Source organism: Brachybacterium alimentarium (assembly GCF_002332425.1).
Classification (GTDB): Bacteria; Actinomycetota; Actinomycetes; order Actinomycetales; family Dermabacteraceae; genus Brachybacterium; species Brachybacterium alimentarium.
Genome location: NZ_NRGS01000006.1, coordinates 1 through 24,359 on the forward strand (window position 1 = coordinate 1; position 24,359 = coordinate 24,359).

19 protein-coding genes are annotated in these 24,359 nt (G+C 69.9%); 10 read left to right on the forward strand and 9 right to left on the reverse strand.

Annotated elements, in window-relative coordinates; all coding sequences use genetic code 11:
- Positions 1-768 (reverse strand): ABC transporter substrate-binding protein (locus CIK71_RS05895; protein ID WP_141393693.1); only part of this gene is annotated, 768 nt, incomplete at its 3' end.
- Positions 769-1,100: 332 nt separating this feature from the next.
- Here CIK71_RS05895 and CIK71_RS05900 point away from each other — a divergent pair.
- From CIK71_RS05900 to CIK71_RS05910, 3 genes are all read left to right on the forward strand, one after another.
- Positions 1,101-2,798 (forward strand): sodium:solute symporter family protein, encoded by a 1,698-nt coding sequence (locus CIK71_RS05900; protein ID WP_096164271.1) that lies wholly within the window; start codon positions 1,101-1,103, stop codon positions 2,796-2,798.
- 22 nt (positions 2,799-2,820) lie between these two features.
- Complete coding sequence (locus tag CIK71_RS05905) at positions 2,821-3,156, forward strand: hypothetical protein (protein ID WP_096164272.1); 336 nt, start codon at positions 2,821-2,823, stop codon at positions 3,154-3,156.
- A gap of 190 nt (positions 3,157-3,346) precedes the next feature.
- Complete coding sequence (locus tag CIK71_RS05910) at positions 3,347-4,876, forward strand: S10 family peptidase (RefSeq protein ID WP_096164273.1); 1,530 nt, start codon at positions 3,347-3,349, stop codon at positions 4,874-4,876.
- Between the two features lie 268 nt (positions 4,877-5,144).
- Here the strand turns inward: CIK71_RS05910 and CIK71_RS05915 are convergent, their stop codons facing one another.
- Positions 5,145-6,575, reverse strand: a complete 1,431-nt coding sequence (locus CIK71_RS05915) for an FAD-dependent oxidoreductase (protein WP_176485564.1) — start codon at positions 6,573-6,575, stop codon at positions 5,145-5,147.
- Positions 6,576-6,703: 128 nt separating this feature from the next.
- Between CIK71_RS05915 and CIK71_RS05920 the strand changes: the two genes are divergently transcribed.
- Entirely contained in the window at positions 6,704-8,584 is a 1,881-nt protein-coding gene (locus tag CIK71_RS05920; protein ID WP_096164274.1) for a glycoside hydrolase family 15 protein, read from the forward strand.
- Between the two features lie 20 nt (positions 8,585-8,604).
- Here the strand turns inward: CIK71_RS05920 and CIK71_RS18215 are convergent, their stop codons facing one another.
- Together CIK71_RS18215 and CIK71_RS05930 are read right to left on the reverse strand one after the other, a co-directional pair.
- Positions 8,605-8,955: a YbdD/YjiX family protein gene (locus CIK71_RS18215; RefSeq protein WP_338022863.1), complete on the reverse strand. Its 351-nt coding sequence runs from the start codon at positions 8,953-8,955 to the stop codon at positions 8,605-8,607.
- Between the two features lie 14 nt (positions 8,956-8,969).
- Positions 8,970-11,195 (reverse strand): carbon starvation CstA family protein, encoded by a 2,226-nt coding sequence (locus CIK71_RS05930; RefSeq protein WP_096164329.1) that lies wholly within the window; start codon positions 11,193-11,195, stop codon positions 8,970-8,972.
- Between the two features lie 435 nt (positions 11,196-11,630).
- Between CIK71_RS05930 and CIK71_RS05935 the strand changes: the two genes are divergently transcribed.
- The 6 genes from CIK71_RS05935 (at position 11,631) to CIK71_RS05960 (ending at position 18,569) form a co-directional block, all read left to right on the forward strand.
- Positions 11,631-13,118 (forward strand): NAD-dependent succinate-semialdehyde dehydrogenase, encoded by a 1,488-nt coding sequence (locus CIK71_RS05935; protein WP_096164275.1) that lies wholly within the window; start codon positions 11,631-11,633, stop codon positions 13,116-13,118.
- A 217-nt stretch (positions 13,119-13,335) separates the two neighbouring features.
- Positions 13,336-14,319 carry a hypothetical protein gene (locus tag CIK71_RS05940; protein WP_141393694.1) on the forward strand — a complete coding sequence of 328 codons (984 nt, stop codon included), beginning with the start codon at positions 13,336-13,338 and terminating at the stop codon, positions 14,317-14,319.
- Positions 14,320-14,426: 107 nt separating this feature from the next.
- Positions 14,427-14,747, forward strand: a complete 321-nt coding sequence (locus CIK71_RS05945; protein ID WP_096164277.1) for a DUF3870 domain-containing protein — start codon at positions 14,427-14,429, stop codon at positions 14,745-14,747.
- 158 nt (positions 14,748-14,905) lie between these two features.
- Positions 14,906-16,057 carry a DUF819 family protein gene (locus CIK71_RS05950; protein ID WP_096164278.1) on the forward strand — a complete coding sequence of 384 codons (1,152 nt, stop codon included), beginning with the start codon at positions 14,906-14,908 and terminating at the stop codon, positions 16,055-16,057.
- On the forward strand, positions 16,054-17,325 hold the full coding sequence (locus CIK71_RS05955; RefSeq protein ID WP_096164279.1) for a dipeptide epimerase: 1,272 nt from the start codon (positions 16,054-16,056) through the stop codon (positions 17,323-17,325). Before CIK71_RS05950 ends, CIK71_RS05955 begins: the two co-directional genes overlap by 4 nt.
- Before the next feature lie 116 nt (positions 17,326-17,441).
- The gene (locus tag CIK71_RS05960; RefSeq protein ID WP_096164280.1) at positions 17,442-18,569 is read left to right on the forward strand and encodes a C40 family peptidase; all 1,128 of its coding nucleotides are present in this window, start codon (positions 17,442-17,444) and stop codon (positions 18,567-18,569) included.
- Positions 18,570-18,751: 182 nt separating this feature from the next.
- Here the strand turns inward: CIK71_RS05960 and CIK71_RS05965 are convergent, their stop codons facing one another.
- The 5 genes from CIK71_RS05965 to CIK71_RS05980 form a co-directional block, all read right to left on the reverse strand.
- A complete protein-coding gene (locus CIK71_RS05965; RefSeq protein WP_096164281.1) occupies positions 18,752-19,354 on the reverse strand; it encodes an NlpC/P60 family protein in 603 nt (200 codons plus the stop codon).
- 214 nt (positions 19,355-19,568) lie between these two features.
- The gene (locus tag CIK71_RS05970; protein ID WP_096164282.1) at positions 19,569-20,504 is read right to left on the reverse strand and encodes a serine hydrolase; all 936 of its coding nucleotides are present in this window, start codon (positions 20,502-20,504) and stop codon (positions 19,569-19,571) included.
- A gap of 116 nt (positions 20,505-20,620) precedes the next feature.
- Positions 20,621-20,953, reverse strand: coding sequence for a hypothetical protein (locus CIK71_RS17670; RefSeq protein WP_114355993.1), 333 nt, complete (start codon positions 20,951-20,953; stop codon positions 20,621-20,623).
- Between the two features lie 381 nt (positions 20,954-21,334).
- Positions 21,335-22,183, reverse strand: a complete 849-nt coding sequence (locus tag CIK71_RS05975; protein WP_096164283.1) for an aldo/keto reductase — start codon at positions 22,181-22,183, stop codon at positions 21,335-21,337.
- A 411-nt stretch (positions 22,184-22,594) separates the two neighbouring features.
- Positions 22,595-24,307 carry an IlvD/Edd family dehydratase gene (locus CIK71_RS05980; RefSeq protein ID WP_096164284.1) on the reverse strand — a complete coding sequence of 571 codons (1,713 nt, stop codon included), beginning with the start codon at positions 24,305-24,307 and terminating at the stop codon, positions 22,595-22,597.
- Positions 24,308-24,359 lie beyond the last annotated feature (52 nt).

Here is a 24,359-nt window from a genome sequence, read left to right on the forward strand (position 1 = left end):
CCGATGTCCTGCGACATAACAGATCTTGTCGGCCAGGATGCCGTCCCAGAACTCCGCCATCCGCATCGAGGCGTCGTCGGTCATGTCCACGATCCAGCCGTCACCCTCGGGCCGGAACCAGACCGCGCCGGTCTGCATCGCCCAGGCGATCGGGTGGGAGCCGTCGGAGGGGTCGAGGCTGATGAGCTTCTTGCCGGCCTCGGAGACGATGCCCGCGGTCTCGCGGAACTCGTCCCAGGTGGCGGGGGCCTGCAGCCCGAGCTCGTCCTCGAGGACCTCCCGGTTGTAGAACGTGGCCACCGGCCCCGTGTCCTGCGGGACGGCCCAGTAGGAGTCGCCCACCTTGACCTGGGAGATCGCGCCCGGGTCGAAGGCGTCCGCCTGCTCGGCGAAGCCGTAGCGGGTGAGGTCCACGAGCGCACCGGCCAGGGCGAACTCGGGCACCTGCCGCAGCTCGACCTGCGCGATGTCGGGGCCGCCGCCGGCGGCGACCGCGGAGAGGATCTTGGCGTAGCCGCCGGTGTTGCCACCGGGGATCCAGGTGGTCTCCACCCGGATCCGGTCCTGCGTCTCGTTGAAGACGTCAGCGACCTTCTGAAGGTCCTTCAGCCAGGCCCAGTAGGTGACGGTGACAGGACCGTCGGATGGCGGGATGGTCGCCTCAGCATTGATGTTGCCGGGGTTCGGCGGGGCGCAGGCGGCGAGCGCTGCGGCCATGCCGGCGGCTCCCGTGCCCGCGAGTGCCGCACGCCGTGTGAAGCTGCTCATGAGGGATGGTCTCCTTCCTCCTCGTCGAGGGTGAACGTTCACGATAGCCGGGTTGCCGTCGAAATCGTCACCCATGATCAGGTCGTGACCTGCGGGTGTGCCACGTCACAGCTCGCATGCTTGGCAACTTCACGAATCGCCTGCGCTCAGGATTGTGCTGTGATATGCGCATCGTCCACCGCCTCGGGGCGTCCGCGGCGGTGGGGAAATACTTTCACAGTGGTAGCGTGACCGGCCGGTAGCCGAGGCTGCCGCCGCCCACGAGCACCCCCATGCGACTGCCGAGGGCCCTGTTCACCCCGCCTCATCCCCCCTCTTCAAGGATCATCCCTATGGTCGACATCCGCCTGGATGCTCAGTGGATCGACTACGCGATCATCGCGTTGTACTTCGTGTTCGTGCTCGGCGTCGGCTGGTACGCGAAGCGCGGAGTCTCGAATTCGATCGAGTTCTTCCTCTCCGGCCGCTCGCTGCCCGCCTGGGTCACCGGCCTCGCCTTCATCTCCGCCAACCTCGGCGCCGTCGAGATCATGGGCATGTCCGCCACGGGCGCCCAGTACGGCATGCCGACCATGCACTACTTCTGGGTGGGCGCGATCCCCGCGATGCTGTTCCTCGGCGTCGTGATGATGCCGTTCTACTACGGCTCCAAGGTGCGCTCTGTCCCCGAGTTCATGCGCATGCGCTTCGGCACCGGGGCGCACCTGGTGAACTCCCTCAGCTTCGCGGTCGCCCAGCTGCTGATCGCGGGCGTCAACCTGTCGCTGCTGGCCACCATCGTGAACCGGCTGCTGGGCTGGCCGCTCTGGGTGGGCCTGGTGCTCGCCGCCGCGTTCGTGCTCTTCTACATCACCGTCGGCGGCCTCTCCGCCGCGATCTACAACGAGGTGCTCCAGTTCTTCGTGATCGTCGCGGCCCTGCTGCCGCTGACGCTGATCGGCCTGCACCGCGTGGGCGGCTGGAGCGGCATGAAGGAGCGCATCGCCGGTGACGGGATGCTCGGCTCCGAGCAGCTGCACTCCTGGCCCGGCCAGGCACTGTCCGGCTTCGACAGCCCGGTGCTGTCGGTCGTGGGCATCGTGTTCGGCCTCGGCTTCGTGCTCTCCTTCGGCTACTGGACCACGAACTTCGTCGAGGTGCAGCGTGCGATGGCCTCCAAGTCCATCACCGCCGCCCGGATGACGCCGATCATCGGCGCCTTCCCCAAGATGTTCATCCCGTTCATCGTGATCATCCCCGGCATGATCGCTGCGGTGCTGGTGAACGAGCTGACCGAGTTCAAGCAGCTTGAGAGCGCGGGCGACGCCGCAGGTGCGGCCGCCACCGGCGTCAACTACAACGACGCCCTGCTGCTGCTCATGCGCGACGTGCTCCCCAACGGTCTGCTGGGCGTCGCGATCGCCGGTCTGCTGGCCGCGTTCATGGCCGGCATGGCCGCGAACATCTCCGCCTTCAACACCGTGGTCACCTACGACCTGTACGAGCAGTACGTGAAGAAGGACGCCCCGGACGCCCACTACATCAAGGTGGGTCGGATCGCGACCGCCGTCGCCTGCGTGATCGCGATCTTCACGGCGCTGATCGCCGGGCAGTTCTCGAACCTGATGGACTACCTGCAGACGCTCTTCGGGTTCTTCAACGCCCCGCTGTTCGCGACGTTCATCCTGGGCATGTTCTGGAAGCGGATGACCCCGACGGCCGGGTGGACCGGTCTCGTCGCAGGCACCCTCTCGGCGGTCGCGCTGTGGAGCTCCTCGACCTTCTTCGACGCGTTCGAGCTGCCCGGACAGGGCCTTGCCTTCGTGAGCGCGGCGACCGCGTTCGTCGTCGACATCGTGGTCTCCGTGGTCGTCACGCAGTTCACCGCCCCCAAGCCGGTCCACGAGCTGAAGGGCCTCGTCTACTCCGAGACCCCGAAGGCCGATCTGGTCGACGCCGACGAGAAGGACCTTCCCTTCTGGCGCCGCCCCGTCCCCATGGCGGGCATCGGCCTCGTCCTCGTCGTCATCCTGAACATCGTCTTCGCCTGAGCGCGGACGGAGGAGAACACCCATGAGTGCACACAAGGATCAGAATCCGGGCGCGGCCGCGGCCGACGCCCCTGAGGGCGCGAAGGTCGAGACCGCCGGCGCGTTCGACATCCGCAATTTCATCGGCACCCTGCTGGGCCTGTTCGGCCTGATCCTGGTGGCGATGGGGCTGTTCGCGTTCAACGACGCGGAGGCCGCGAAGACCGAGGGGCTCAACGCCAACCTGTGGGCGGGGCTGGCCATGGTCGTCGTGGCGATCCTCTTCGTCCTGTGGACGAAGCTTGACCCGATCCGCATGGTGGTGCGCGAGAACGAGGAGGGAGCCGACGTCCCCAAGGACATCGCTCCCCTCGACTGACCCGGCCTCTGCCGGCGGCCCCGCGCCCATCCGTCGGCCGACGCCCCACAGCGCGCGCCCGCCCCAGGGGTGACGCTCCGGATATGCACGAATCCCCCGATCTGCGCCCTCAGCGGCACGGATCGGGGGATTCGTGCCTCCTGCCCCGCGTAGCATCGACGCCGACGCCGCACCCGACGAAGGAGCACGAGTGACCGAGCAGACCACCACCCCCTCCCCCGACAGCCCGACAGGCAGGAGCAGCACGAGCAGCACTGCCCCGCCCGAGGATCACCTGGTCACGACCCTGCACTCGCTCGACCTGCCGGATGGTCCGCTGAACTACACCGCGACCACCGGCACCGTGGTGCTGACGGAGGAGCCCGAGGGCGAGGAGTACGGGCGCGGCTGCGCCTATGCCGAGCTGTTCTCCGTCTCCTACGTCGCCACCGCCTCCGGCGCCTCCTCGGCCGACGCCGCCGAGCGCCCGGTGCTGTTCGCCTTCAACGGCGGCCCCGGCGCCTCGACGGTCTGGCTGCACCTGGGCCTGCTGGGCCCGCGCCGTGTGGACTCGGGCGACGCCGGCTCCCCCGCCGATCCGCCGCATCACCTGCTGGACAACCACGAGACGATCCTGCGCCATGCGGATCTCGTGGTGGTCGACGCGATGACCACCGGCTACTCACGGCCCGCCCCCGGCGCGAAGCCGGCCCGCCACCACGGCCTCACCGCGGACCGCGATCTGATCGCCTCGTTCGTCATCGACTGGCTGACCCGCAATCAGCGCTGGACCTCCCCCGTCTTCCTGGCCGGCGAGTCCTACGGCACCACGCGCGCCTCGGCCGTCGCCGCGCGCCTCATGGATCGCTACTACCTGGCGGTCGCGGGCATCGCCCTGATCTCCCCCGTGCTGGACTTCGGCACCATCAGCTTCGATCCCGGCAACGACTGCCCCTACGTGCACTACCTGCCCACCTATGCGGCGATCGCGCATGCGCACGGCAAGCACGAGGGCCGCCTGCTGCAGGACGTGGTCGACGAGGCCGAGGCCTTCGCCGAGCAGGAGTACCCGGCGCTGCTGGCCGCGGGGCTGCGCCTGTCGACCGAGCAGGTCCGTGAGGCGGCCGCCCGCATCGGCGCCCTGATCGGCGTGGATCCGGGCTGGGTGGAGCGTGCGGACCTGCGGGTGGAGCACATGGCGTTCCTCGCGGAGCTGCTGCGCGATCAGGGCCTGGTCACCGGGCGCATCGACGGCCGCTTCACCGCGCCGCTCGGCGACGGCAACGCGGCCTCGATGGAGACCGATCCGTCGATCGACCAGCTCGCCCCGTCCTACACGGCGACCATCAACCAGTACCTGCGCGCGGAGCTCGAGTTCTCCAGCGACGTGGTCTACGAGATCATGTCCGGCCGGGTGCATCCGTGGAGCTACAAGGACTTCGAGAACCGCTCCGTCGAGGTCGCCTCGGATCTGTCGCGCCTGCTGCGGAAGTCCCCGCACACCACCGTGCTGGTCTCCCACGGCTATCACGACGCGGCGACGCCGTTCCACGCCAGCGAGCACGTGCTCGCCCAGCTCGCGATCCCGCGCTCGGACTACGACGAGCGGATCCGCATCGAGTACTACGAGGCCGGGCACATGATGTACTGCCACGAACCCAGCCGCCTCGCGCTCTCCCAGCACCTCGCGGAGTTCGTGACCGGTGAGGACGCCGCCGTGGACGCCTCACCCGAGAAGTAGCCTCCACGCGCAGCCCAGCGGTCGATCCAGAACGCGCGTCCCCGCCGCGGGCCGGAACGCACGCCCCTGACCGCCCCCGACCGGCTCCTCTCGCAGTAGTGCACCGCAGCGACCGATGCCACCTCGCGCATCGGTCTCTGCGGTGCATCATGGGCGGTCCGTGGCACGGGCCCGCGGGTTCGGGGGCGTGCGAGCGCGGAGGCCGGGGCAGGGCCGGGCGGGTGAGGGTCGGGGCCCGGGCGATAGCGGCCGAAGGCGCCGCACGGTCTCACCCCTCGTAAGGGGCGAGCTTCCCGAGGGTCTCGTTGAGCGCCTCGGTCGAGGAGGGATGGGTCCAGATCCCGTCACGCAGCTGCGTGGCCGTGGTGCCGGTGCGCATCGCGAGCGCCACGAGGTTGATGACCTCCTGGGCCTCGACGTGGAACAACCGGGCTCCGAGGATCTCGTCGGTCTCCGCGTCGACCACGTACTTCACGATCCCGCGAGGGTCGCCCAGGGCCTTCGGGCGCGGCATCGCCTTGATCGTGGCGACCTTCTGGGAGGCGACGAGGATCGTCCGGCCCTCGGCGAGCGCTTCGTCGGCGGTGAGGCCCACGGTCGCGAGCGGCGGGGTGAGGAAGGTGGTCGCAGGCACGGCGACCCGGTCGGTCGTGGTGCGCCGGCCGCCGCCCTGCAACTGGGACAGGACCACGCGGTTGTCGTCCAGGGAGAGGTACGTCTGCTGGGCGCCGCCGTGGACATCGCCCATGGCGTAGACGCCGTGGGCGCTCGTGCGCAAGTGCTCGTCGACCACTACAGCGCCACGCCCGTCGGTGTCGACCCCCGCGGTGTCGAGTCCGAGGCCGGCCGTCGCGGGGCGTCGCCCGGTGGCCAGCAGCACGGCCTCCGCCTCGAGCGTGCGCTCCTCACTGCCCACGCGTACGACGACCGCTGCAGCCTCGGCCCCGTCCTCGATCCGCACTGCCGAAGACTCGTGCAGCAGGTGGATGCCGGCGTCCTCGAGCACCTCGGCGACCTCGGCGGCGACGTCCTCGTCCTCCGCCGGCAGCAGGCGCTCGCGTCGGTTCACGACGGTCACGTCGGATCCGAATCCGGCGAACATCGAAGCGAACTCCAGACCGATGGGGCCCGCACCGATCACGACGAGACGCTCAGGCAACGGGTCCACGTGCTGCAGCGAGGTCGAGTCGTGCACGCGCGGTGAGTCGATGCCGGGCAGGTCGGGACGCGTCGGGGTGGCGCCGGTGTTGACGATGACGACATCGGCCGACGCGGTGAGCAGGTCATCGCCTCCGGTGACCTCCACGGTGCGTTCGGCGGTGAAACGGGCGCGGCCGTCGATCAGGGTGACGGCATCGAGCTCGGCCAACATGTGGTGGTTGACCTCGCGCATCTTTCCTACGACCGTGTCACGGCGGGAGACGGCGCGGCTCCAGAACTGCTGGGCGTCGTCATCCTCGCGGCGCTGCTCGGCGTCGTGGACGAGCGTCTTGGTGGGCACGCAGCCGATGTTGATGCAGGTGCCGCCGTGCATGGTGTCGAACTGCTCGACCATGCCCACTCGGGTCCCGGTGCCGCCGAGCGCTGCGGCGAGCGTCTTGCCGCCCTTGCCCCAGCCGATCACCAGCAGGTCGAAATCCAGGTGAGGGGTATCGCCGTCGTTCCGTATGGTCGTGGAGGTAGAAGTCGAAGTGCTCATAGGGCAACAGTACCCCCGGGCCACGGCGGGCGATCGCCCAGAGGGGCTTCGGTCCGCGCCGCACGCCACATCTTCATCGGCCTGCGCGATCCGATCCCCGCCAGATTCTGCGGGTGCAGACTGGAAGCATGACCAGTGTGCCCATCGAAGATCACGCCCTGCTCTCGGACCAGCGCGCCTCGGCGCTCGTGACACGAGAGGGGGACATCGACTGGCTGTGCCTGCCCCGCTTCGACTCCGCTGCCCTGTTCTGTTCCCTCCTCGGGGAGGACGAGCACGGGCACTGGTCGCTGCGGATCGCCGACGGTGAGGTCGTCTCCCGCCGGTACCTGCCGGGCACGATGGTGCTCGAGACGGTGTGGCGGTCCCCCACCGGCACCGCGGCGGTCACCGAGCTGATGCCGATCGGAGACGGCGGACGCCCTCGGGGCCAGGGTGGTGAGGATCCGGCCGGAACCGCGCCCACCGCGCTCCCCTTCGGCGCCACCTCGCTGGTCGGCGACGTCGACGACCAGGCGGATCTCGTCCGCAGCGTGACCTGTCTCGAAGGCGAGGTCCACGTGGTGCAGCAGCTGGCGATCCGCTTCGACTACGGACAGACGGTGCCGTGGGTGCGGCGCGGTGATGACGCGGGTGGCGACAAGGTGCTGATCGCCGTCGCCGGCGGGGACGGCATCGCCCTGCACGGGCCCGCGCTCACCGCCCACGGCCGCATGCACCGCGGTGAGCACCGGCTGCGGGCCGACGAGACCGCCGCCTGGGTGCTCACCTGGTTCCCCTCCTGGCAGGGAGTGCCCGGCGCCGTCGATGTGGAGGACGTCCTGCAGCGCACGGTCGCCGAGTGGACCGGGTGGCTCGGCCAGATCCGTGTGCAGGAGGAGTACTCGCAGCCGGTGGCCCGCTCCCTGCTGGTGCTGCGCGCGCTGACCCACCGGCGCACCGGCGGGATCATCGCCGCCGCCACCACCAGCCTCCCCGAGGACATCGGCGGAGTGCGCAACTGGGACTACCGCTTCTGCTGGTTGCGCGATGCCGCTCTGTCCCTGGAGGCGCTGCTGGCCCACGGGCATGTGGATGCGGCCAGCACCTGGCGCGACTGGCTGCTGCGCGCGATCGCCGGCGATCCCGAGCGCCTGCAGATCATGTACTCGATCACCGGCGACCGGAACCTGCCCGAGCGCGAGCTGGCGCATCTGCCCGGTTATGCGGACTCGGTGCCGGTCCGTGTCGGCAACGGTGCGGCCGACCAGTACCAGGCGGACGTGGTGGGCGAGGTGATGATCGCCCTGGGCGCGATGCGCGAGGCGGGCCTGGAGGAATCCGAATGGTCCTGGCCGCTGCAGAGGGCCCTGGTCCGCTACACCGAGGCCCGCATCGACCAACCGGATCAGGGCATCTGGGAGATGCGCGGCGACCCTGCCTTCTTCACCCACGGCCGGGTGATGGTGTGGGCGACGTTCGACCGCGCCGTGCACGCCGTGGAGCGTCACGGGCTAGCCGCCGCTCCGGATGAGCTCGAACGCTGGCGCCGCCACCGTGATCAGGTGCGCGAGGAGGTCCTGAGCCGCGGCGTCGGGGCCGACGGCGCCTTCACCCAGACCTATGGCAGCGCCGAGGTGGACGCTTCCCTGCTGCAGATCCCGCACACCGGCTTCCTCCCGGCCGACGACCCCCGCATGCTCGCCACCGTCGCCCGGATCGAGCAGGACCTGCGCACCGAGGAGGGTCTGATCCTGCGCTACCGCACGCAGGGCCAGGACGGGCTGCCCGGGGACGAGCACCCCTTCTTGGTGTGCTGCTTCTGGCTGGTCGAGCAGTACGCCGCCGCCGGGCGCGTCGACGACGCCGAGAAACTGCTGGACCAGCTGCTGACCTGCGCCAATGACCTGGATCTGCTGGCCGAGGAGTACGACGGCAGCGCCGGGCGCATGATCGGCAACTTCCCCCAGGCCTTCAGCCACCTCGGCCTGATCCGGGCCGTCGACGCGCTGGCCCTCGCACGCAGCTGACCGGCGCCCGCTCGCCCTGCTCAGCAGCAGCGGCCCTGCGGGTTCCGGTCCTCCTCGGCGTACTTCTCCCGCCAGAACTCGCGCTCGCTCAGCGGTGCGTGGGTGCAGCCCGTGACGCGGTGATGGGTCAGGTACTTGTCGTAGGCGTCGGAGCCCATGATGCCGCGCGCGAACCGGCGCACCTCACGCAGGACGACGCCGACCCGGGCGCGGACGTCGGCCGCGGAGCCGGCACCGCGGGCACCCGCGGCACCCGTGCCCGCCGCCCGAGCGCCCGCCGCCCCCGTTCCCGTTCCCGTCGCACTGGTGCCCACGCCCGCGCTCGCGCTCGTGCCCATCATCCGGGCGTCCGTCGTCCGAGAGCCGGTCATTCGCGCGTCCGTCATCAGTGGTGACCCCCTCCGGCAAGGTCCTTCTCCGGGTGCTGGCCGAGATACTCGGTCCAGCGGCCCTGGAGCTCCTTCTCCGCCGGCGAGGCCACCATCCCGGACGGGGCGAAGTACTCGGACTCGACGTACGGATCCTCGGTGTCCAGGATGTTGTGGCCACGCAGCGCCTGCAGGGTGCGCCAGAGCGAGACGATCATGACGATCACGGCGCACACCACGAACAGGATCGACAGCGAGCCCTGCACGGCGGTGTTGAACACGACCGTCTGCATGTCCTCGACGTTGGTCGCCAGGCCCAGGCTGGTCTCCCCCGCGGCGAGCGCGTCGCGATAGGCGATGTGGTTCGCCCAGTAGCCCACCTGCGGGTCGCTGGAGAAGATCTTCAGCAGTGAGCCGTACACGGTGATCACGGCGGTGAAGAGCATGGGCACGGCGATCGTGAGCAGGATCCAGCGGTGGCCCTTACGGGCGAACACCACCAGGCAGATCGACAGGGCCACGGCCGCGAGCAGCTGGTTGGCGATGCCGAACAGCGGGAAGAGCGTATTGATCCCGCCGAGCGGGTCCATGACGCCCATCAGCAGGATCGAGCCCCATCCGGCCACCATCAGCGCGGTGGTGATCCAGGCGCCCACGCGCCAGGACGGGTCGCGGAAGCGCTCGTGCGCGCCGCCGAGGAGGTCGCCGAGCATGAAGCGGGCCACGCGGGTGCCGGCGTCGACGCTGGTGAGGATGAACAGCGCCTCGAACATGATGGCGAAGTGGTACCAGAACGCCATCATCCCGGCGCCGCCGACGACCTTGTGCATGATCCCCGCCAGACCCACGGCGAGCGTGGGGGCTCCGCCGGTGCGCGAGACGATCGATGCCTCGCCGACGTCCTTCGCGGTCTGATCGAGAGTCGCGGCATCGACGTTCACACCGGTCAGGCCCAGGGAGTTCACGAACTGCGCAGCACCTTCGGCGGTGTTGCCGGTGGCGGCGCCCGAGGAGTTCATGGCGTAGTAGATGCCCTGGTCGATGGAGACCGCGGCAACCAGCGCCATGATCGCCACGAAGGATTCCATGAGCATGCCGCCGTAGCCGATCATGCGGGCCTGGGACTCCTTCTCCACGAGCTTCGGGGTGGTGCCCGAGGAGATCATCGCGTGGAACCCGGACAGCGCCCCGCAGGCGATCGTCACGAACAGGAACGGGAACAGTGCGCCGGTGAACACGGGGCCGTCGGTGCGGGAGGCGAACTCGCTCATCGCGGGGGCCTCGATCACGGGCCGCACCACGACGATCGCGAGGGCCAGCATCACGATGGTGCCGATCTTCATGAAGGTCGAGAGATAGTCGCGCGGGGCGAGCAGCACCCACACCGGGAGCACCGCGGCGAGGAAGCCGTAGATGATGATCGCGACGGCGAGCCAGGTGCGCTCGATGTCGAACAGCTCGCCGCCCCAGCCGGATTCGGCGACCCAGCGGCCGGAGATGATCGCGAGCAGCAGCAGCGCGCAGCCGATCACGGAGACCTCGAAGACCTTGCCCGGGCGGATGTAGCGCAGGTAGATGCCCATGAAGATGGCGATCGGGATGGTCAGCCCGACGCTCCAGACGCCCCAGGCGCTCTCGCCCAGCGCGTTGACCACGACCATCGCGAGGATCGCGACGATGATCAGCATGATCGACAGGGTCGCGATGAAGGCCGCGATGCCGCCGACGAGTCCCAGCTCGTCGCGGGCCATCTTGCCCAGCGAGCGTCCGCCGCGGCGCATGGAGATCACGAGCACCAGCAGGTCCTGCACGGCACCGGCGAGGATCACGCCGACGACGATCCAGATCGTGCCGGGCAGATAACCCATCTGGGCGGCGATGACGGGGCCCACGAGCGGCCCGGCGCCGGCGATCGCGGCGAAGTGGTGGCCGAACAGGATGCGGCGGTCGGTGGGGACGAAGTCCTTGCCGTCGTAGGCGTACTCGGCAGGGGTCGCGCGGCGGTTGTTCGGCCGCACCAGCTTGTCCTCGATGAACTTGCCGTAGAAGCGGTAGGCGATCAGGTAGGAGCACACGGCGGCGAACACGAACCAGATCGCGTTCACGTTCTCGCCGCGCCAGATCGCGACCATGAACCAGCCGGCGCCACCCAGCAGGGCGATCACCGCCCACAGGGCGATCTTCGTCGGAGTCCAGCGCCTGTGCTCGCGCTCGTGCGCCGGGTCGACGACGGTGGGCGGCATGGTGGCTGCGGTGGTGGCCTCGGGGCCGGGTGAATCCGGTGCGCCGGGCGATCCGGGTGCGCCGGAACGGCCGGTGCCGGAGTCCGACGCGCCGGATGAGGGTGAGCCGGGGGCGGGCGTGCTGGGCACGGGGATCCTCCTGGATCGACGTTGACCTGGGGAAGGCGAGGAGCAGGGATGCTGCCGCCGTGCCATGGCGCCGGGTGGCAGCGGGAACCGATGCTACGCCTTCGCCGACGCCCCGACGTACACAGGGCACAGGGCACAGGGCACAGGGCACAGGGCACAGGGCACAGGGCACAGGGCACAGGGCACAGGGCACAGGGCACAGGCATGGTCGTCGAACCGTCCGGTCGCGACCACCGCTCCCCTGCACCCCCTCCGTGCACCGGGGTGCAGACTGGGGGAACCATCCGTCGATCGAGGAGGAACACCATGTCTGCTGCGACCACCCGCCCCACGATCACCCCGGCTCGCATCTCCGACCTGCTCGAGCGCGTCCCCCGCAGCTCCTTCGTCGGCGGCTCGTTCCTCGGCGGCACCCCCTCGCTGGCCGTGCTCGACCCGGCCACCGGCACCGCCCTCACCGAGGTGGTCGACGCCGATGCCGCGACCGTCGGCCGCCAGGCGCTCGACGCCGCCGTCGCCGCGCAGGACGACTGGGCCGCCACCCTGCCCCGCGAGCGCTCGGAGATCCTGCGCCGCGCCTACGAGCTGTGCCACGAACGGGCCGACGACCTGGCACTGGCGATGACCCTTGAGATGGGCAAGCCGCTGGCCGAGTCCTACGGCGAGGTCACCTACGGCGCCGAGTTCCTGCGCTGGTTCAGCGAGCAGGCGGTGCGCGCGCCGGGCGAGTTCCGGCATGCCCCGTCGGCCGAGCACGCGATCCTCACTGTGGCCCGTCCCGTCGGACCCGTCCTGGCGATCACGCCCTGGAACTTCCCGCTGTCGATGGGCACCCGCAAGCTCGCCCCGGCGCTGGCCGCCGGCTGCACCGTGGTGCTCAAACCCGCCCAGAAGACTCCGCTCACCTCGCTGCTGCTGATGGAGATCCTGCGCGACGCCGGTGTGCCCGCAGGCGTCGTGAACTGCGTGGTCACCTCGGATTCGAAGGGGCTCTCCTCCACGGCGATGTCCGATCCCCGCCTGCGCAAGGTCTCCTTCACCGGCTCCACCGGCGTGGGACGCACCCTGCTGTCCCAGGCTTCCGAGCACGTGCTGAAGGCCTCGATGGAGCTGGGCGGGAACGCCCCGTTCCTGGTGCTCCCCTCGGCCGACATCGACACCGCGATCACGGCCGCGATGCCCGCGAAGTTCCGCAACAACGGCGAGGCCTGCACGGCCGCGAACCGCTTCTACGTCCACTCCTCCGTCGCCGAGGAGTTCACGCAGCGCCTGGTGGCCGAGACCGAGAAGCTCGTCGTCGGCCCCGGCATCGAGGACGGCACGACGCTGGGCCCGCTCATCGACGACGCCGCGGTGCAGAAGGTCGAGGAGCTGGTCACCGACGCCGTAAGCCGCGGAGCACGCGTGCTCACCGGAGGGAAGCGCCTGGATCGCGAGGGCTTCTACTACGCGCCGACGGTGCTCGCCGATGTCCCCTCCGACGCCCGCGTGAACCACGAGGAGATCTTCGGCCCCGTCGCCCCGATCATCGTGATGGACGATGTGGATGCCATGATCGCCGCCGCCAACGACACCGAGTTCGGGCTCATGAGCTACGCCGTCGGCGCCGACCTCGCCGAGGTCACAGACGCTGCGGGCCGCATCGAATCCGGCATGGTCGCGGTCAATGTCGGCGTGGCCTCCGACGCCGCCGCGCCCTTCGGCGGGATCAAGGAATCCGGTCTCGGCCGCGAGGGCTCCCACGAGGGTCTCGAGGAGTACCTCGAGATGACGTACGTGCGCCTGCCGGTGTGAGCGGGCATCGCCCGGAGGATCTCCCGATCGCCCAGGTGGCACCGTGAAAGCGCTCGCCGACCCGACGACGACGAGCACATGAACTCGCGTTGACCGATTCACATCGATCTGCGCGGATCGGTTGCGAGGTGCGTCACAGCCCGATACGGTCGCCGAGGAACCCTTCCCTCACCCTGCCGCCGGCGCTCCTCCGTGCACGGCGCATCTAGGAGCCGACGTGCGCACCCTTTATCGCTCGATGACCGTCCTGTCCACCCTGGCCCTCGCCTCCGCCGGCGTCGCCCTCGGAGCCGGTTCGGCCTCCGCAGGGCTGACCACCTCCTGCGAAGGCGATGCCTCCGATACGACTGTCCCCGGCGAGCTCGTGGTCAAGGAGGGCAACTCCTGCGTGCTCGACTCCGTGACCATCAACGGGTCGGTCGAGGTCCAGGCGGGCGCCGATCTGCTGATCACCAACTCGAGCGTGGCCGAGGGCGTCGAGGTGGCCGCCGACGGCTACTTCGACTCCACCGGCTCCGAGGTCGCGGGCGACGTCACCTCCACCGCCGGCTACGGCGTGTACCTCGACGAGACCGCCGTGGACGGCGCCTACACGGGCGACGCCGGCGAGGGCGCCGATCCGTTCCTCTACTCCTACGACTCCTCGATCGCGGGCGAGGTGACCGTCGGTCAGGGTCTCGTGCACCTCCAGACCGTGAACGTGGGCGGGCCCGTCTCCACTGAGGGCGCCCTCTACACGGACATCGTCGATTCCACCCTCGCTGACGACCTCACCGTCAGCGGCAACGCCGAGGGCGCCACCTTCTGCGGCAGCGAGGTCGACGGTGCGTCGACCTTCACTGGCAACACGGGCGTGCAGATCGGTACCGGCGGCGCCATCATCGACTGCGAGGACGGCAACTACTTCGGCTCGGACCTGACGGTCTCCGACAACACCGACGGCGTGGACGTCTCCTCCACCATCATCCGCGGCGCGCTCTCCGGTGAGGGCAACGACCCGGCCCCGACCGGCAGCGACCTCCGCGTGCGCGGTGAGGTGAGCGGCCAGTTCGTCGACCTCTCGCCGGCATCGCAGAAGATGTCCCTCAAGGCCCAGTCCGCCGTGGAGAGCCACTCCTCGACCCTCGACACCAAGCGCGATGAGCGTCGCGCCGTCGCCGAGGAGCAGGCCGAGCTCTCCGGTCCCGCGAACCTGGGCTGATCCGGGCGCCTGCCCCGCATCCCGGGGCAGGCGCGCGGCAGGTCCCACCGGTGCCCGCTGCAGCGGGACCGGCCGCGAGCTGGGCCGGTCCCGCATAGGCTTCGGCCATGGGCACCACCATCTACCTCACCGGCGAGTCCAAGGCCCCCAGCAACAATCCGATCACCGAGCAGTGGGGATTGTTCTTCATCGGCCTCATCGTCGATACTGAGACCCACGTCATCCGCGAAGCGGACTGCACCGCCATGCTGTCCCTCACCGTCGAGTTCGTCCGCGAGCTGCTGGTAGGGCGTTCGCTGCTCGAGGATGACGCGCTGGTGGAATCGATCACCGACAGGTACCACGGGTCCTCGCAGAGGGCGCTCGCCACGGCAGTGCGCAACGCCGCCGCGAAGTACCGCGACTTGTCGGCCGGTGCCGCCGTCTAACTCCATACCCGCCACCGTCAGCCCGGAACCTCACCGAACCGGATCCCGTCGGAAGCACGCAGGCCACGTCTCCTGGAGACGTCGGTCCGCCGTGCTTCCGATTTTTTTATCCCCGGATGGCGGCGCCACCGACCACCCCTCACCGAGGAGATCTCCCGATGATCACCAACGGCCTGCTCATGCTCGGCGTCCTGCTGGCGCTGTCATGCGTGCTGATCGTGCTCGAGCGCACGACCGGCTGGAAACTGTTCAAATTCGTGCCCGGCATGGTGCTGATGTACCTGCTGTGCGCCACGCTCAACTCGTTCGGCGTGTTCGGCGACGACGACGCCACCCGCGCACCGATCGAGCAGGTCAAGGACGTGCTGCTGCCGGCGATGATCTTCCTGTTCCTGTTCGGCTGCGATCTGCGAAAGATCATCAGGCTCGGCCCCAAGCTGCTGCTGACCTTCTTCGTCGCCGCCCTCTCGCTGACCGTCGGCATGATCGGCGTGTACGCCGTGTTCCAGGGCTTCCTGCACAGCGAGGCCTGGAAGGTGTTCGGTGCGCTGCTCGCCTCCTGGACCGGAGGCAGTGCCAACATGGTCGCGGTGCAGGACATCCTGCAGGCGCCCGAGTCGATCTTCGGCTACGCGCTGATCACCGACACGCTCGGCTACTCCGTGTGGCTGATGCTGATGTTCGCCTCCGTCGCCGTCTCCCCGCGGTTCAACAAGTGGACCAAGGCGGACACGTCCTACCTCGAGGTCCACGAGGGCGCCTTCGACCAGGAGAAGAAGCCGGTCACCACGGCATCGCTGGCGATCGTGGTGTTCGGGTCGATCTTCGTCTCCACCCTCTCGATCTGGGTGGGCGAGCTGCTCCCGGAGTGGGGCGAGGTCGTCAACGCCACTACCTGGACCATCCTCATCGTCTCCGTGCTGGGTCTGCTCGTGGCCCTCACCCCGCTCGGGGAGACCGCCGGCTCCAGCGAGGTCGCCGGACTGATGCTGTTCGTGGTGATCGGGCAGATCGCCTCGGGCTCGGACTTCACCGCGATCACCCAGGCCCCGATCTACCTGGTCATGGGCGCGCTGGTCCTGCTCATCCACGCCGCGATCATGGTGGTGTACGCCAAGCTCACCAAGACCGAGCTCTTCTCTCTGGCCGTGGCCTCGACCGCGAACGTCGGCGGCATCGCCTCGGCGCCCGTCGTCGCCGCCGCCTTCAACCGCCAGCTGGTACCCGTCGGCGTGCTGTTCGCGCTGATCGGCTCGTTCATGGGCACGTTCGTGGGTCTCATGGCCGCCCAGCTGATGGCGGCGCTGTGAGCGGGCAGCCAGGGCCTGAGCACCTCGATGAGCCGCTCGTCGTCGTCGCGGTGCGCCGGCATCGCCATCGGGCCCCGCTGCTTCGCCCCTTCGTCACCGCTGCGCGGCGCACGGAGGCCGTGGAGTACGTGGTCGCCGAGGTGGAGCTGGCCGACGGCACGATCGGGCAGGGCAGCGCAGCGGAGACCGTCGCGATCACCGGGGAATCGGCCGACACGATCGAGGCAGCTCTGGAGGGCCCGCTGCGCGCAGCGATCCAGGGCCGTACCGGCACGATCGTGGAGCTGTCCGCCCGGGTCGCCGGCGCGCTCGAGGGCTCCACGAGTGCGAAGGCCGCGCTCGAGATCGCGCTGCACGACGCCTGGGCCAAGGCCCTCGATGCTCCGCTGGTGGAGCTGCTGGGCGGCCGGCTCACCGATGGCCTGCTCAACGACATGACCATCTCGTTGGAGGATCCGGAGGTGATGGCCGGGCATGCCCGCGAGGCCGTCGCCGGCGGAGAGCAGATCCTGAAGATCAAGCTCGGCCACGACATCTCCGAGGATCGCGAGCGTCTGGCCGCCGTGGTGGCCGCCGTGCCCGACGTCCGCCTGCGGCTCGACGCCAATCAGGGCTGGGGGCCGGAGCAGGCGATCGACATCATCACCGGTTTCCTGGCCGACGGCCTGCCGATCGACCTGGTCGAGCAGCCCGTGGCGGCCGCGAACATCGAGGGCCTCGCCCGCGTGACCGCTGCGGTGGACGTGCCGATCATGGCCGACGAAGCCGTCTGGAACGCCGAGGACGCCCATCGTCTGGTCGAGTCCGGCGCCGCGGACCTGCTGAACATCAAGCTCGCCAAGACGGGCGGGCTGCGCGGAGCCCTGGAGATCGCGGACGTCGCCCAGAAGGCCGGGGTGGAGTGCATGGTCGGCGCCATGATGGAGCCCCGCATCTCGATCACCGCGGCAGCCCACCTCGCCGTCGCGCATCCGGCGATCACGATGATCGACCTGGATCCGCCGTTCTGGTTCGCGTCCGACGAACCCGCCGGCGGGTACACGCAGGAGAACGGCTGGTTCCGTCTGGCGGGCGGGCCGGGCCTCGGGCTCGAGCTGCTCGCCGCCGACGTCGACCCGGCTGACGCCGATCTCGTCCCGACCCACCCGGTTGGACTTTCGGCCGGTGCAGAACCGTCGGCCGCCGTAGAACCATCGGACCCGTCGGGCCACTCGAACCCGTCGAACCCGTCGAACCTGTCGGACCCTCGCGCAGGAGGTGGTAGGTGAGCGACAGAGACGGCCCGTCGCCCGGCGCTGCCGGGCGCCGGACCCGCTTCCCCGCATGACCTGTGCATCCGTCATCTGATGCCCCGCACGCGTCGGGGCACGTCGAAGGAGATCCCATGTCCTTGCACGTTCCCGAACCCCAGCTGACCCGACGCGGCGGCCTGCGCCTGGCTGCGACCGGCACCGCCGGACTCGCCGTCGCCGGCGTCGCTGCCATGGCCCCTGCGGCGATGTCCGCGCCTGCGAGGGCCGACGCTCCTGCCGGACACCCGCGGAATCAGCCCGCACCGGGCGCCGATCTCGCGCCGGGCGACACCGCCCATGTCGCCGTCACCGCGACCACGTTGTGGGTGGAACCGGACAGCGCCCGGCCCGACGTCGATGCCCCGTCGCTCACCAACCCCGTCGACCTCGACGCCTGGAACGCGAACATGGAGGACACCGAGACTCGACGCTGGCTGACCGGCGAGCTCGAGACGCAGGCCGTTCTCGGCAGCGAGGTGATCGTCGATGAGATCGACGGCGACTGGGCGCACGTGGTGGTCACCGCACAGGGCACCCCGCGCGACCCACGCGGCTACCCGGGCTGGGTGCCGACGGTGCACCTGGTGGCGGACGAAGGCTTCGCCCATCGCGCCGCCGCATCGCCCACGGCGACCGTCACGGCGCTGACCAGCACACTCACCGGGACGCCGTCCGGGAACCACCCGAGCATCGACGTCTCCTTCGACACGGTCCTGCCGGTGCTGGGGCGGACCGGGAAGGCCGTGCGCGTGGCCGTACCCGGCGGTCGACCCGCCTACCTCCCGAAGGACGATGTCGTGGTGCGCGAGCAGGGCGAGGAGCCGCCGCTGCCCACTGCCGAGGACATCGTCGCCACCGGCGAGCGGTTCCTCGGGCTGCGCTATCTGTGGGCGGGGGTGAGCGCGTACGGCTTCGACTGCTCCGGCTACACGTACACGCTGTTCCACCATCACGGCATCGCGATCGACCGCGACGCCGGGGACCAGATGAACCATTCGGGTCTGGACCCGGTGGAGCGCGAGGACCTCCAGCGCGGCGACCTCGTGTTCTTTGCGACCGAGCCCGGTGGCGATTCGATCCGCCACGTCGCCCTCTACCTCGGGGACGACCAGATCATGCAGGCCCCCAACGCCGAGCGCAGCGTCGAGATCATGTCGCTCACCGAGTACGACCCGACCGGAGAATACGCCGGCGCCCGGCGTGTTCAGCTCGCCGACTGACCACCGGGGCCCGGCCCGGCGGGTTCAGCTCGCCGACTGACCGTCTGGGCCCGGACCCGGACCGGCGGTGCGTCGGATGCACGGTCTGCGTCGTCAGCCGACCGTGCAGCCGAGCTCGCCGCTCGCCCTGTCAGCCGGTCCCGTCAATCGGCCCTGTCATTCGACCGTGTCAGTCGGTCCCATCAGTCGACGATGAGGTCGTACCGGAACGGGTGGAAGTTGTCGAGGCCGTCGTACGGGTAGGCCGCTGTGCGGGACGTGGTGCCACCGGCACCGTAGGACTGCTCGAGCACGTTGTACCCGCCGTCGACCCATCCGTTGAACAGCACCACGTGCCCGACGCCGCCCTCGGAATCGGCGTTCTTCTGGAGGATGAAGTCGCCCGGGAGCAGGTCGCCCTTGGAGATCGCGTGCGAGATCTCGTAGCCGCCGTCGGGATGCAGGGTCTCGGTGGTCAGACCGGTCGGGTTGTCGTCGAAGCGGGCTGCCAGGGCCATCGAGACGAAGCCGGAGCAGTCCATGCGCCAGAGGATGTCCTGATCCTCCTCCGGACCGATATCGAAGTTCTCCATGCTGTACGCGCGGGGATCGTCGACCCAGAACATCGCGCGCTCGATGACCTCGTCGCGCGAGATCTTCTCGTTGAAGCCGGGCACCGGGGCCGCCGAGGCGGACGGCGCGAACACGGTCGGGACGGCGGCGCCGGTCACAGCCGCCGCACCGGCGACGCCGAGGCCGCGGAAGAACGTCCGACGGGAGTGCGGGGAGAGTTCCTGATCAGTCACGGTGGATACCTCCGTGTCGTCTGCACGGCCGCCGTGCGCCCGACCTCCGGTCGATCAGGCAGCGGTCCCGTGCGGGATCGTGCCCTCCACTGTGACCACGGTCACGACGCGGATTTCAACCCCTCCAGCGTCACCCTCACATTTATTTTACTCACCGTTCATCGGCTGACCTGGGCTTTTCGCACTCCGTCCGGCCGACGTGGGCGTCCTGTGCTCAGGCCGTGGCAGCGGGCAGCAGGTCGCGCACGAGCTGCGCGATCCGCGCGTCCGCCTCCTGCGGCTGGAGGCCGGAGGTCATGGCCGCGAGCACGTGCAGCTCCTCCCCGTCGGGGTCACCGAGGAAGGCGACGTCGTGCCGGTAGCCGTCGACCCATCCGGATTTCGAGCCGTGGTCGACGTCCTCGCGCACCGCGGTGGTGATGAGGGGGATCTGCTGGGCGCGCAGGGCCGCTCGCGCGAGCTCGACGGAGGCGATGGACAGCGAGGGCTGAGGAGACTGCGCGGCCCGTGGGTCCCATGCGGAGTGTCGGGCCTGCGTGGACCGTCGGGGTTGCGCGGACTGGCGGGACTGCGCGGGCAGCGTGGCAGGGTGCCTAGCGCGGTGCGCGTCGGGGCCTGCCGTCGCCTCATCTCGCCGCACGAGGGCGAGCATCGTGCGAGCCAGATCGTCGGCGCTGGTCTCGTTGGTCCTCCCGGCTTCCAGGGCGGCCGCGTCACCGATCAGGCGTTCCACCCGGGTCGCGCCCAGCTCGAGACGCTGGATCGTCTCGTCGACGGCGTCGATCCCGATGAGCTCGACGAGATGGTTCGTGGCTTCGTTGCTGGAGCGATCGATCATCCGCCGCAGCAGGTCCCGCACCGAGATCGCGGCGCCGTCGGCCGGATGCGTGGGGTCGAGGTGATCGCCGCCCAGGGTGAACCGGGTGCCGTCGCAGCAGGTGAAGGTGCGGGTCGCGGGGACAGTCGCCTCCAGATCGAGCGCTCCGCCGTCGGCCGCGCGCAGAGCCGTCAGCAGCACGTGCAGCTTGATGGTGCTGGCCGCGTAGTACGGCCGATCCGCCCCCTCGGCCGCGAGCACTCCCCCGGCCCGGTCGATCAGGCAGAACGAGACGGAGACCCGGTCAGGAGCGGCGGCAGTGGGGATCGACATGTCTCGACCCTACGGACCGCACGACGTCGTCGGCCACGACGCGCCGTGCCCGAGCCTCCGGGGCACGCACGACGCGTTCCCTCCGCGGGAACAGGTGTCGCGATCAGAAGTCGCGATCAGATGTCGCGAGGGCGTGCGAGCGGATCGTCCTCGACGAAGGGCTCGTCCTCGAAGGCCTCGACGGCCTCGTCGTCCCCGTCGAGCTCGCTCACCTCGTCCAGATCATCGCCCTCGGAGATCATCTCGTCGCCGTCGCGATTGCCCTGGTCGGCAGCAGCGGAGTCCTCCTCCCCCAGCTCGCGGGGGAAGTCGGCGGCGTCCTCGGACCGGGTCGCGGCATCCCTCTCACGCTCCAGCTCGAGGATGCGGTCGGCGCTCTCGACGCCGTCGGGGCCCGTGAAATCCTGAGGCTCCTCGCCGGTATCGGTGTCGTACGGGTTCTCGCTCATGGTGATCCTCCGACTGTGATTCGACTGCGTGCTCCCGACCCTACGACGTTGCGAGGGATGACGTGGAGGCGACCGCAGACCAGGCGGTCCGGGCCGAGCCAGGCGGGCCGGGCGGGCGGAGTGCGCCGGGCGGGCGGAGTGCGCCGGGCGGCACGTGCGGGCCGAGTGCGCCGGGCGGGCCGGGCGGCACGGGCGAGCCGAGCGGGCCGGCGGGCCTGGCGAGCCAGGTCGTCCGGATGGCACGGACGACGCCCGGTGCACCACGGGCCCGGCCTCCCCCGCCGCTGCGGGAGGGGCCGAGCCCGACATGGGGTGTCGACAGCGGGCGAGGGACGCTCACCGACCGATGGTCGACGACGGGCCGTCGGCGCCGTCCTGCGGTCAGGCGCCCTGGTGCGCGATCATGTCGTCCGGGTTGCCGCCCTGACGGCCAGCCTCACCCTTGTGCAGGCCGGTGATCTGCGCGATCTCGTCATCGCTGAGCTCGACCTCGAGGGAGGCGAAGTTCGAGATGATGCGCTCGGGCGTCACGGACTTGGGGATCACCACGTTGCCCAGCGCCAGATTCCAGGCGATGACGACCTGCGCCGGGCTCGCGCTGTGGGTCTCGGCGATCTTCTGGACGACGGGGTCCTCGAGCTCGCCGCCGCCCTGACCCAGCGGCGACCAGGACTCGGTGACGATGTTCTTGGAGGCGTGGAACTCGCGCAGCTCGGGCTGGTTGAAGTACGGGTGCAGCTCGATCTGGTTGAGCACGGGCAGCACACCGGTCTCGGCCTCGAGCTTCTCGAGGTCCTCGATGCGGAAGTTGGACACCCCGATGGAGCGGATGCGGCCCTGCTCCTGCAGCTCCACGAGCGCCTTCCAGGTCTCCACCGCGAGACCCTTCGACGGTGCGGGCCAGTGGATCAGGTAGAGGTCGAGCTCATCGAGGCCGAGGTCGGCCATGGTGGCGTCGAAGGAGGCGAGCGTCTTGTCGCGGCCCTGGTCCTGGTTGGGAACCTTGGAGGTCACGAACACGTCGTCGCGCTCCAGGCCGGCAGCCTTCAGGGCGCGCCCCACGCCGGCCTCGTTGTTGTAGCCGCGGGCGGTGTCGACGTGGCGGTAGCCGGCCTCGAGGGCCTTGACGACGACGTCGGCCGCGACATCGTTCTCGACCTGCCACACGCCGTAGCCGAGCTGCGGGATGGACCGGCCGTCGTGGAAGGTGACAGAGGGAGAGACAGGCATGATGCTCCTCGAGATCGGGACGCGGCGCCGTGCCGCACTGCAATGACCCCACCAGGCTAACGCTTTCCCTCTGCCTCTGACCAGCGCCGACGCCGCCCCCTCGGCGCGGGGCGCGATCCTCTCCCCCGGAGCCCCTCTCCACCCGGCGATCTTCTCCGCCCGGCGACGCGAGAAATGTACCGGCACGACCGATGCTGCGCCCGACATCGGTCGTCCGGGGACAAAACTGGGCGCAGAACGCGAAGCGAGGAGTGGAGAACCCCGAGCGCGCCAGGCGAGCGGGATGCGCGCGTGCGCGGCCGGTGCAGCATGACCAGCGCAGCACGACCACCGCAGCACGGCCAGTGCGGCACGCTCACCGCAGCACGGCCAGTGCGGCACGCTCACCGCAGCACGACCAGTGCAGCACGGTCAGTGCGACTCGCGCGGCACCTCGGAGCCACTGGCGCCGACGAGGAAGTCCAGGTCGGCGCCCGTATCTGCCTGCTGCACGTGGTCCACGTACAGCCGCTCCCAACCGCGCTGCGGGTTCGCGAAGGCCTCGGTCATCGCGGCCGACGGCTCGCGCGCGGCGAGCTCCTCCGCGCTCAGCTCCACGTCGAGGCGTCGCCCGGCGACGTCCAGCACGATCCAGTCGCCGGTGCGCACCAGGGCGAGAGGTCCGCCGGCGGCGGCCTCGGGCGCGACGTGCAGCACCACGGTGCCGTAGGCGGTGCCGGACATGCGACCGTCGCAGATCCGCACCATGTCGCGCACTCCCTGCTCGAGCAGCTTGGTGGGCAGGGGCATGTTCGAGACCTCGGGCATGCCCGGATAGCCCTTGGGGCCGCAGCCGCGCAGGATCATCACGGAGTCGGCGTCGACATCGAGCTCAGGGTCGTCGATCCGCTCGTGGAAGTCCTCGATGCTGTCGAACACGAGCGCCCGGCCCCGATGCTGGAGCAGGTCCGGAGTCGCGGCGGCGGGCTTGATGATCGCGCCGTCGGGGGCGAGGTTGCCGCGCAGCAGGGCGATGCCGGCGTCGGCCTGGAGCGGGCTCTCGCGCACGGAGATCACCTCACGGTCAAAGATCTCCGCGGCGTCGAGATAGTCCACGAGCGGCCTGCCGGTGATGGTGAGCGCCTCGGGGTCCAGCAGGTCCTTCACCTCACGGAGCACGGCGAGCAGGCCGCCGGCACGGAAGAGGTCCTCCATGAGGTGGCGTCCGGCGGGCTGGAGATCCACCAGCAGCGGCACGCGGGCACCGATGCGGTCGAAGTCCTCGACAGTGAGGTCGATCCCGAGCCGGCCGGCGATCGCCAGCAGGTGCACGACAGCGTTGGTGGAGCCGCCGATCGCGGCGAGCGCGACGATCGCGTTGTGGAAGGAACCCTTGGTGAGGAAGGTCGACGGGGTGCGCCCGTCCTTCACGAGGTCCACGGCCAGACGACCGGTGAGCTGAGCGGCCTCGCTGAGACGGGCGTCGGCCGCGGGAGTGCCGGCGATGCCGGGGACGATCGTGCCCAGCGCCTCGGCGACCAGCGCCATCGTCGAGGCGGTGCCCATGGTGTTGCAGTGCCCGGCGCTGCGGATCATCGCAGATTCGGAGCGGGTGAAATCGTCCTGGGAGAGCTTCCCGGCGCGCACCTCCTCGCTGAGCTTCCACACCCCGGTGCCGCAGCCCAGCGGCGCCCCGCGGAAGGTGCCGTTGAGCATCGGGCCGCCGGGGATCACCACGGCGGGGATGTCCACGCTGGCGGCGGCCATGAGCAGGGACGGGATCGTCTTGTCGCAGCCGCCCAGCAGCACGACGCCGTCGATGGGGTTCGCGCGCAGCATCTCCTCGGTGCTCATCGCGGCCATGTTCCGCCAGAGCATCGCGGTGGGGCGCACGTTGGTCTCGCCGAGGGACACGACGGGCAGCTCCTGAGGCACGCCCCCGGCCTCGAGGATCCCGTTCTTCACGAACTGGGCGACGCCGGTGAGGTGCGCGTTGCAGGGGGTGAGGTCGCTCGCGGTGTTGGCGATCGCGATCTGCGGGCGCCCACGGAAGGCGTCGTCGGGCACCCCGCGACGCATCCACGCACGGTGGATATAGGCGTTGCGGTCCTCGCCCGCGTACCACTGGTTGCTGCGGAGCTCCATTGCTGATCCCATTCCCCGGCGCGGCCGTCTACTACTGTGTGCAACGCCTGCA

Excerpts from the sequence above, each read along its gene's own strand:
- CIK71_RS05900 (WP_096164271.1), top strand. The coding sequence starts at position 1,101 with ATGGTCGACATCCGCCTGGATGCTCAGTGGATCGACTACGCGATCATC.
- CIK71_RS05905 (WP_096164272.1), top strand. The coding sequence starts at position 2,821 with ATGAGTGCACACAAGGATCAGAATCCGGGCGCGGCCGCGGCCGACGCC.
- CIK71_RS05915 (WP_176485564.1), bottom strand. The coding sequence starts at position 6,575 with ATGAGCACTTCGACTTCTACCTCCACGACCATACGGAACGACGGCGAT.
- CIK71_RS05920 (WP_096164274.1), top strand. The coding sequence starts at position 6,704 with ATGACCAGTGTGCCCATCGAAGATCACGCCCTGCTCTCGGACCAGCGC.
- CIK71_RS18215 (WP_338022863.1), bottom strand. The coding sequence starts at position 8,955 with ATGACCGGCTCTCGGACGACGGACGCCCGGATGATGGGCACGAGCGCG.
- CIK71_RS05930 (WP_096164329.1), bottom strand. The coding sequence starts at position 11,195 with ATGCCGCCCACCGTCGTCGACCCGGCGCACGAGCGCGAGCACAGGCGC.
- CIK71_RS05935 (WP_096164275.1), top strand. The coding sequence starts at position 11,631 with ATGTCTGCTGCGACCACCCGCCCCACGATCACCCCGGCTCGCATCTCC.
- CIK71_RS05945 (WP_096164277.1), top strand. The coding sequence starts at position 14,427 with ATGGGCACCACCATCTACCTCACCGGCGAGTCCAAGGCCCCCAGCAAC.
- CIK71_RS05950 (WP_096164278.1), top strand. The coding sequence starts at position 14,906 with ATGATCACCAACGGCCTGCTCATGCTCGGCGTCCTGCTGGCGCTGTCA.
- CIK71_RS05960 (WP_096164280.1), top strand. The coding sequence starts at position 17,442 with ATGTCCTTGCACGTTCCCGAACCCCAGCTGACCCGACGCGGCGGCCTG.
- CIK71_RS05970 (WP_096164282.1), bottom strand. The coding sequence starts at position 20,504 with ATGTCGATCCCCACTGCCGCCGCTCCTGACCGGGTCTCCGTCTCGTTC.
- CIK71_RS17670 (WP_114355993.1), bottom strand. The coding sequence starts at position 20,953 with ATGAGCGAGAACCCGTACGACACCGATACCGGCGAGGAGCCTCAGGAT.
- CIK71_RS05975 (WP_096164283.1), bottom strand. The coding sequence starts at position 22,183 with ATGCCTGTCTCTCCCTCTGTCACCTTCCACGACGGCCGGTCCATCCCG.
- CIK71_RS05980 (WP_096164284.1), bottom strand. The coding sequence starts at position 24,307 with ATGGAGCTCCGCAGCAACCAGTGGTACGCGGGCGAGGACCGCAACGCC.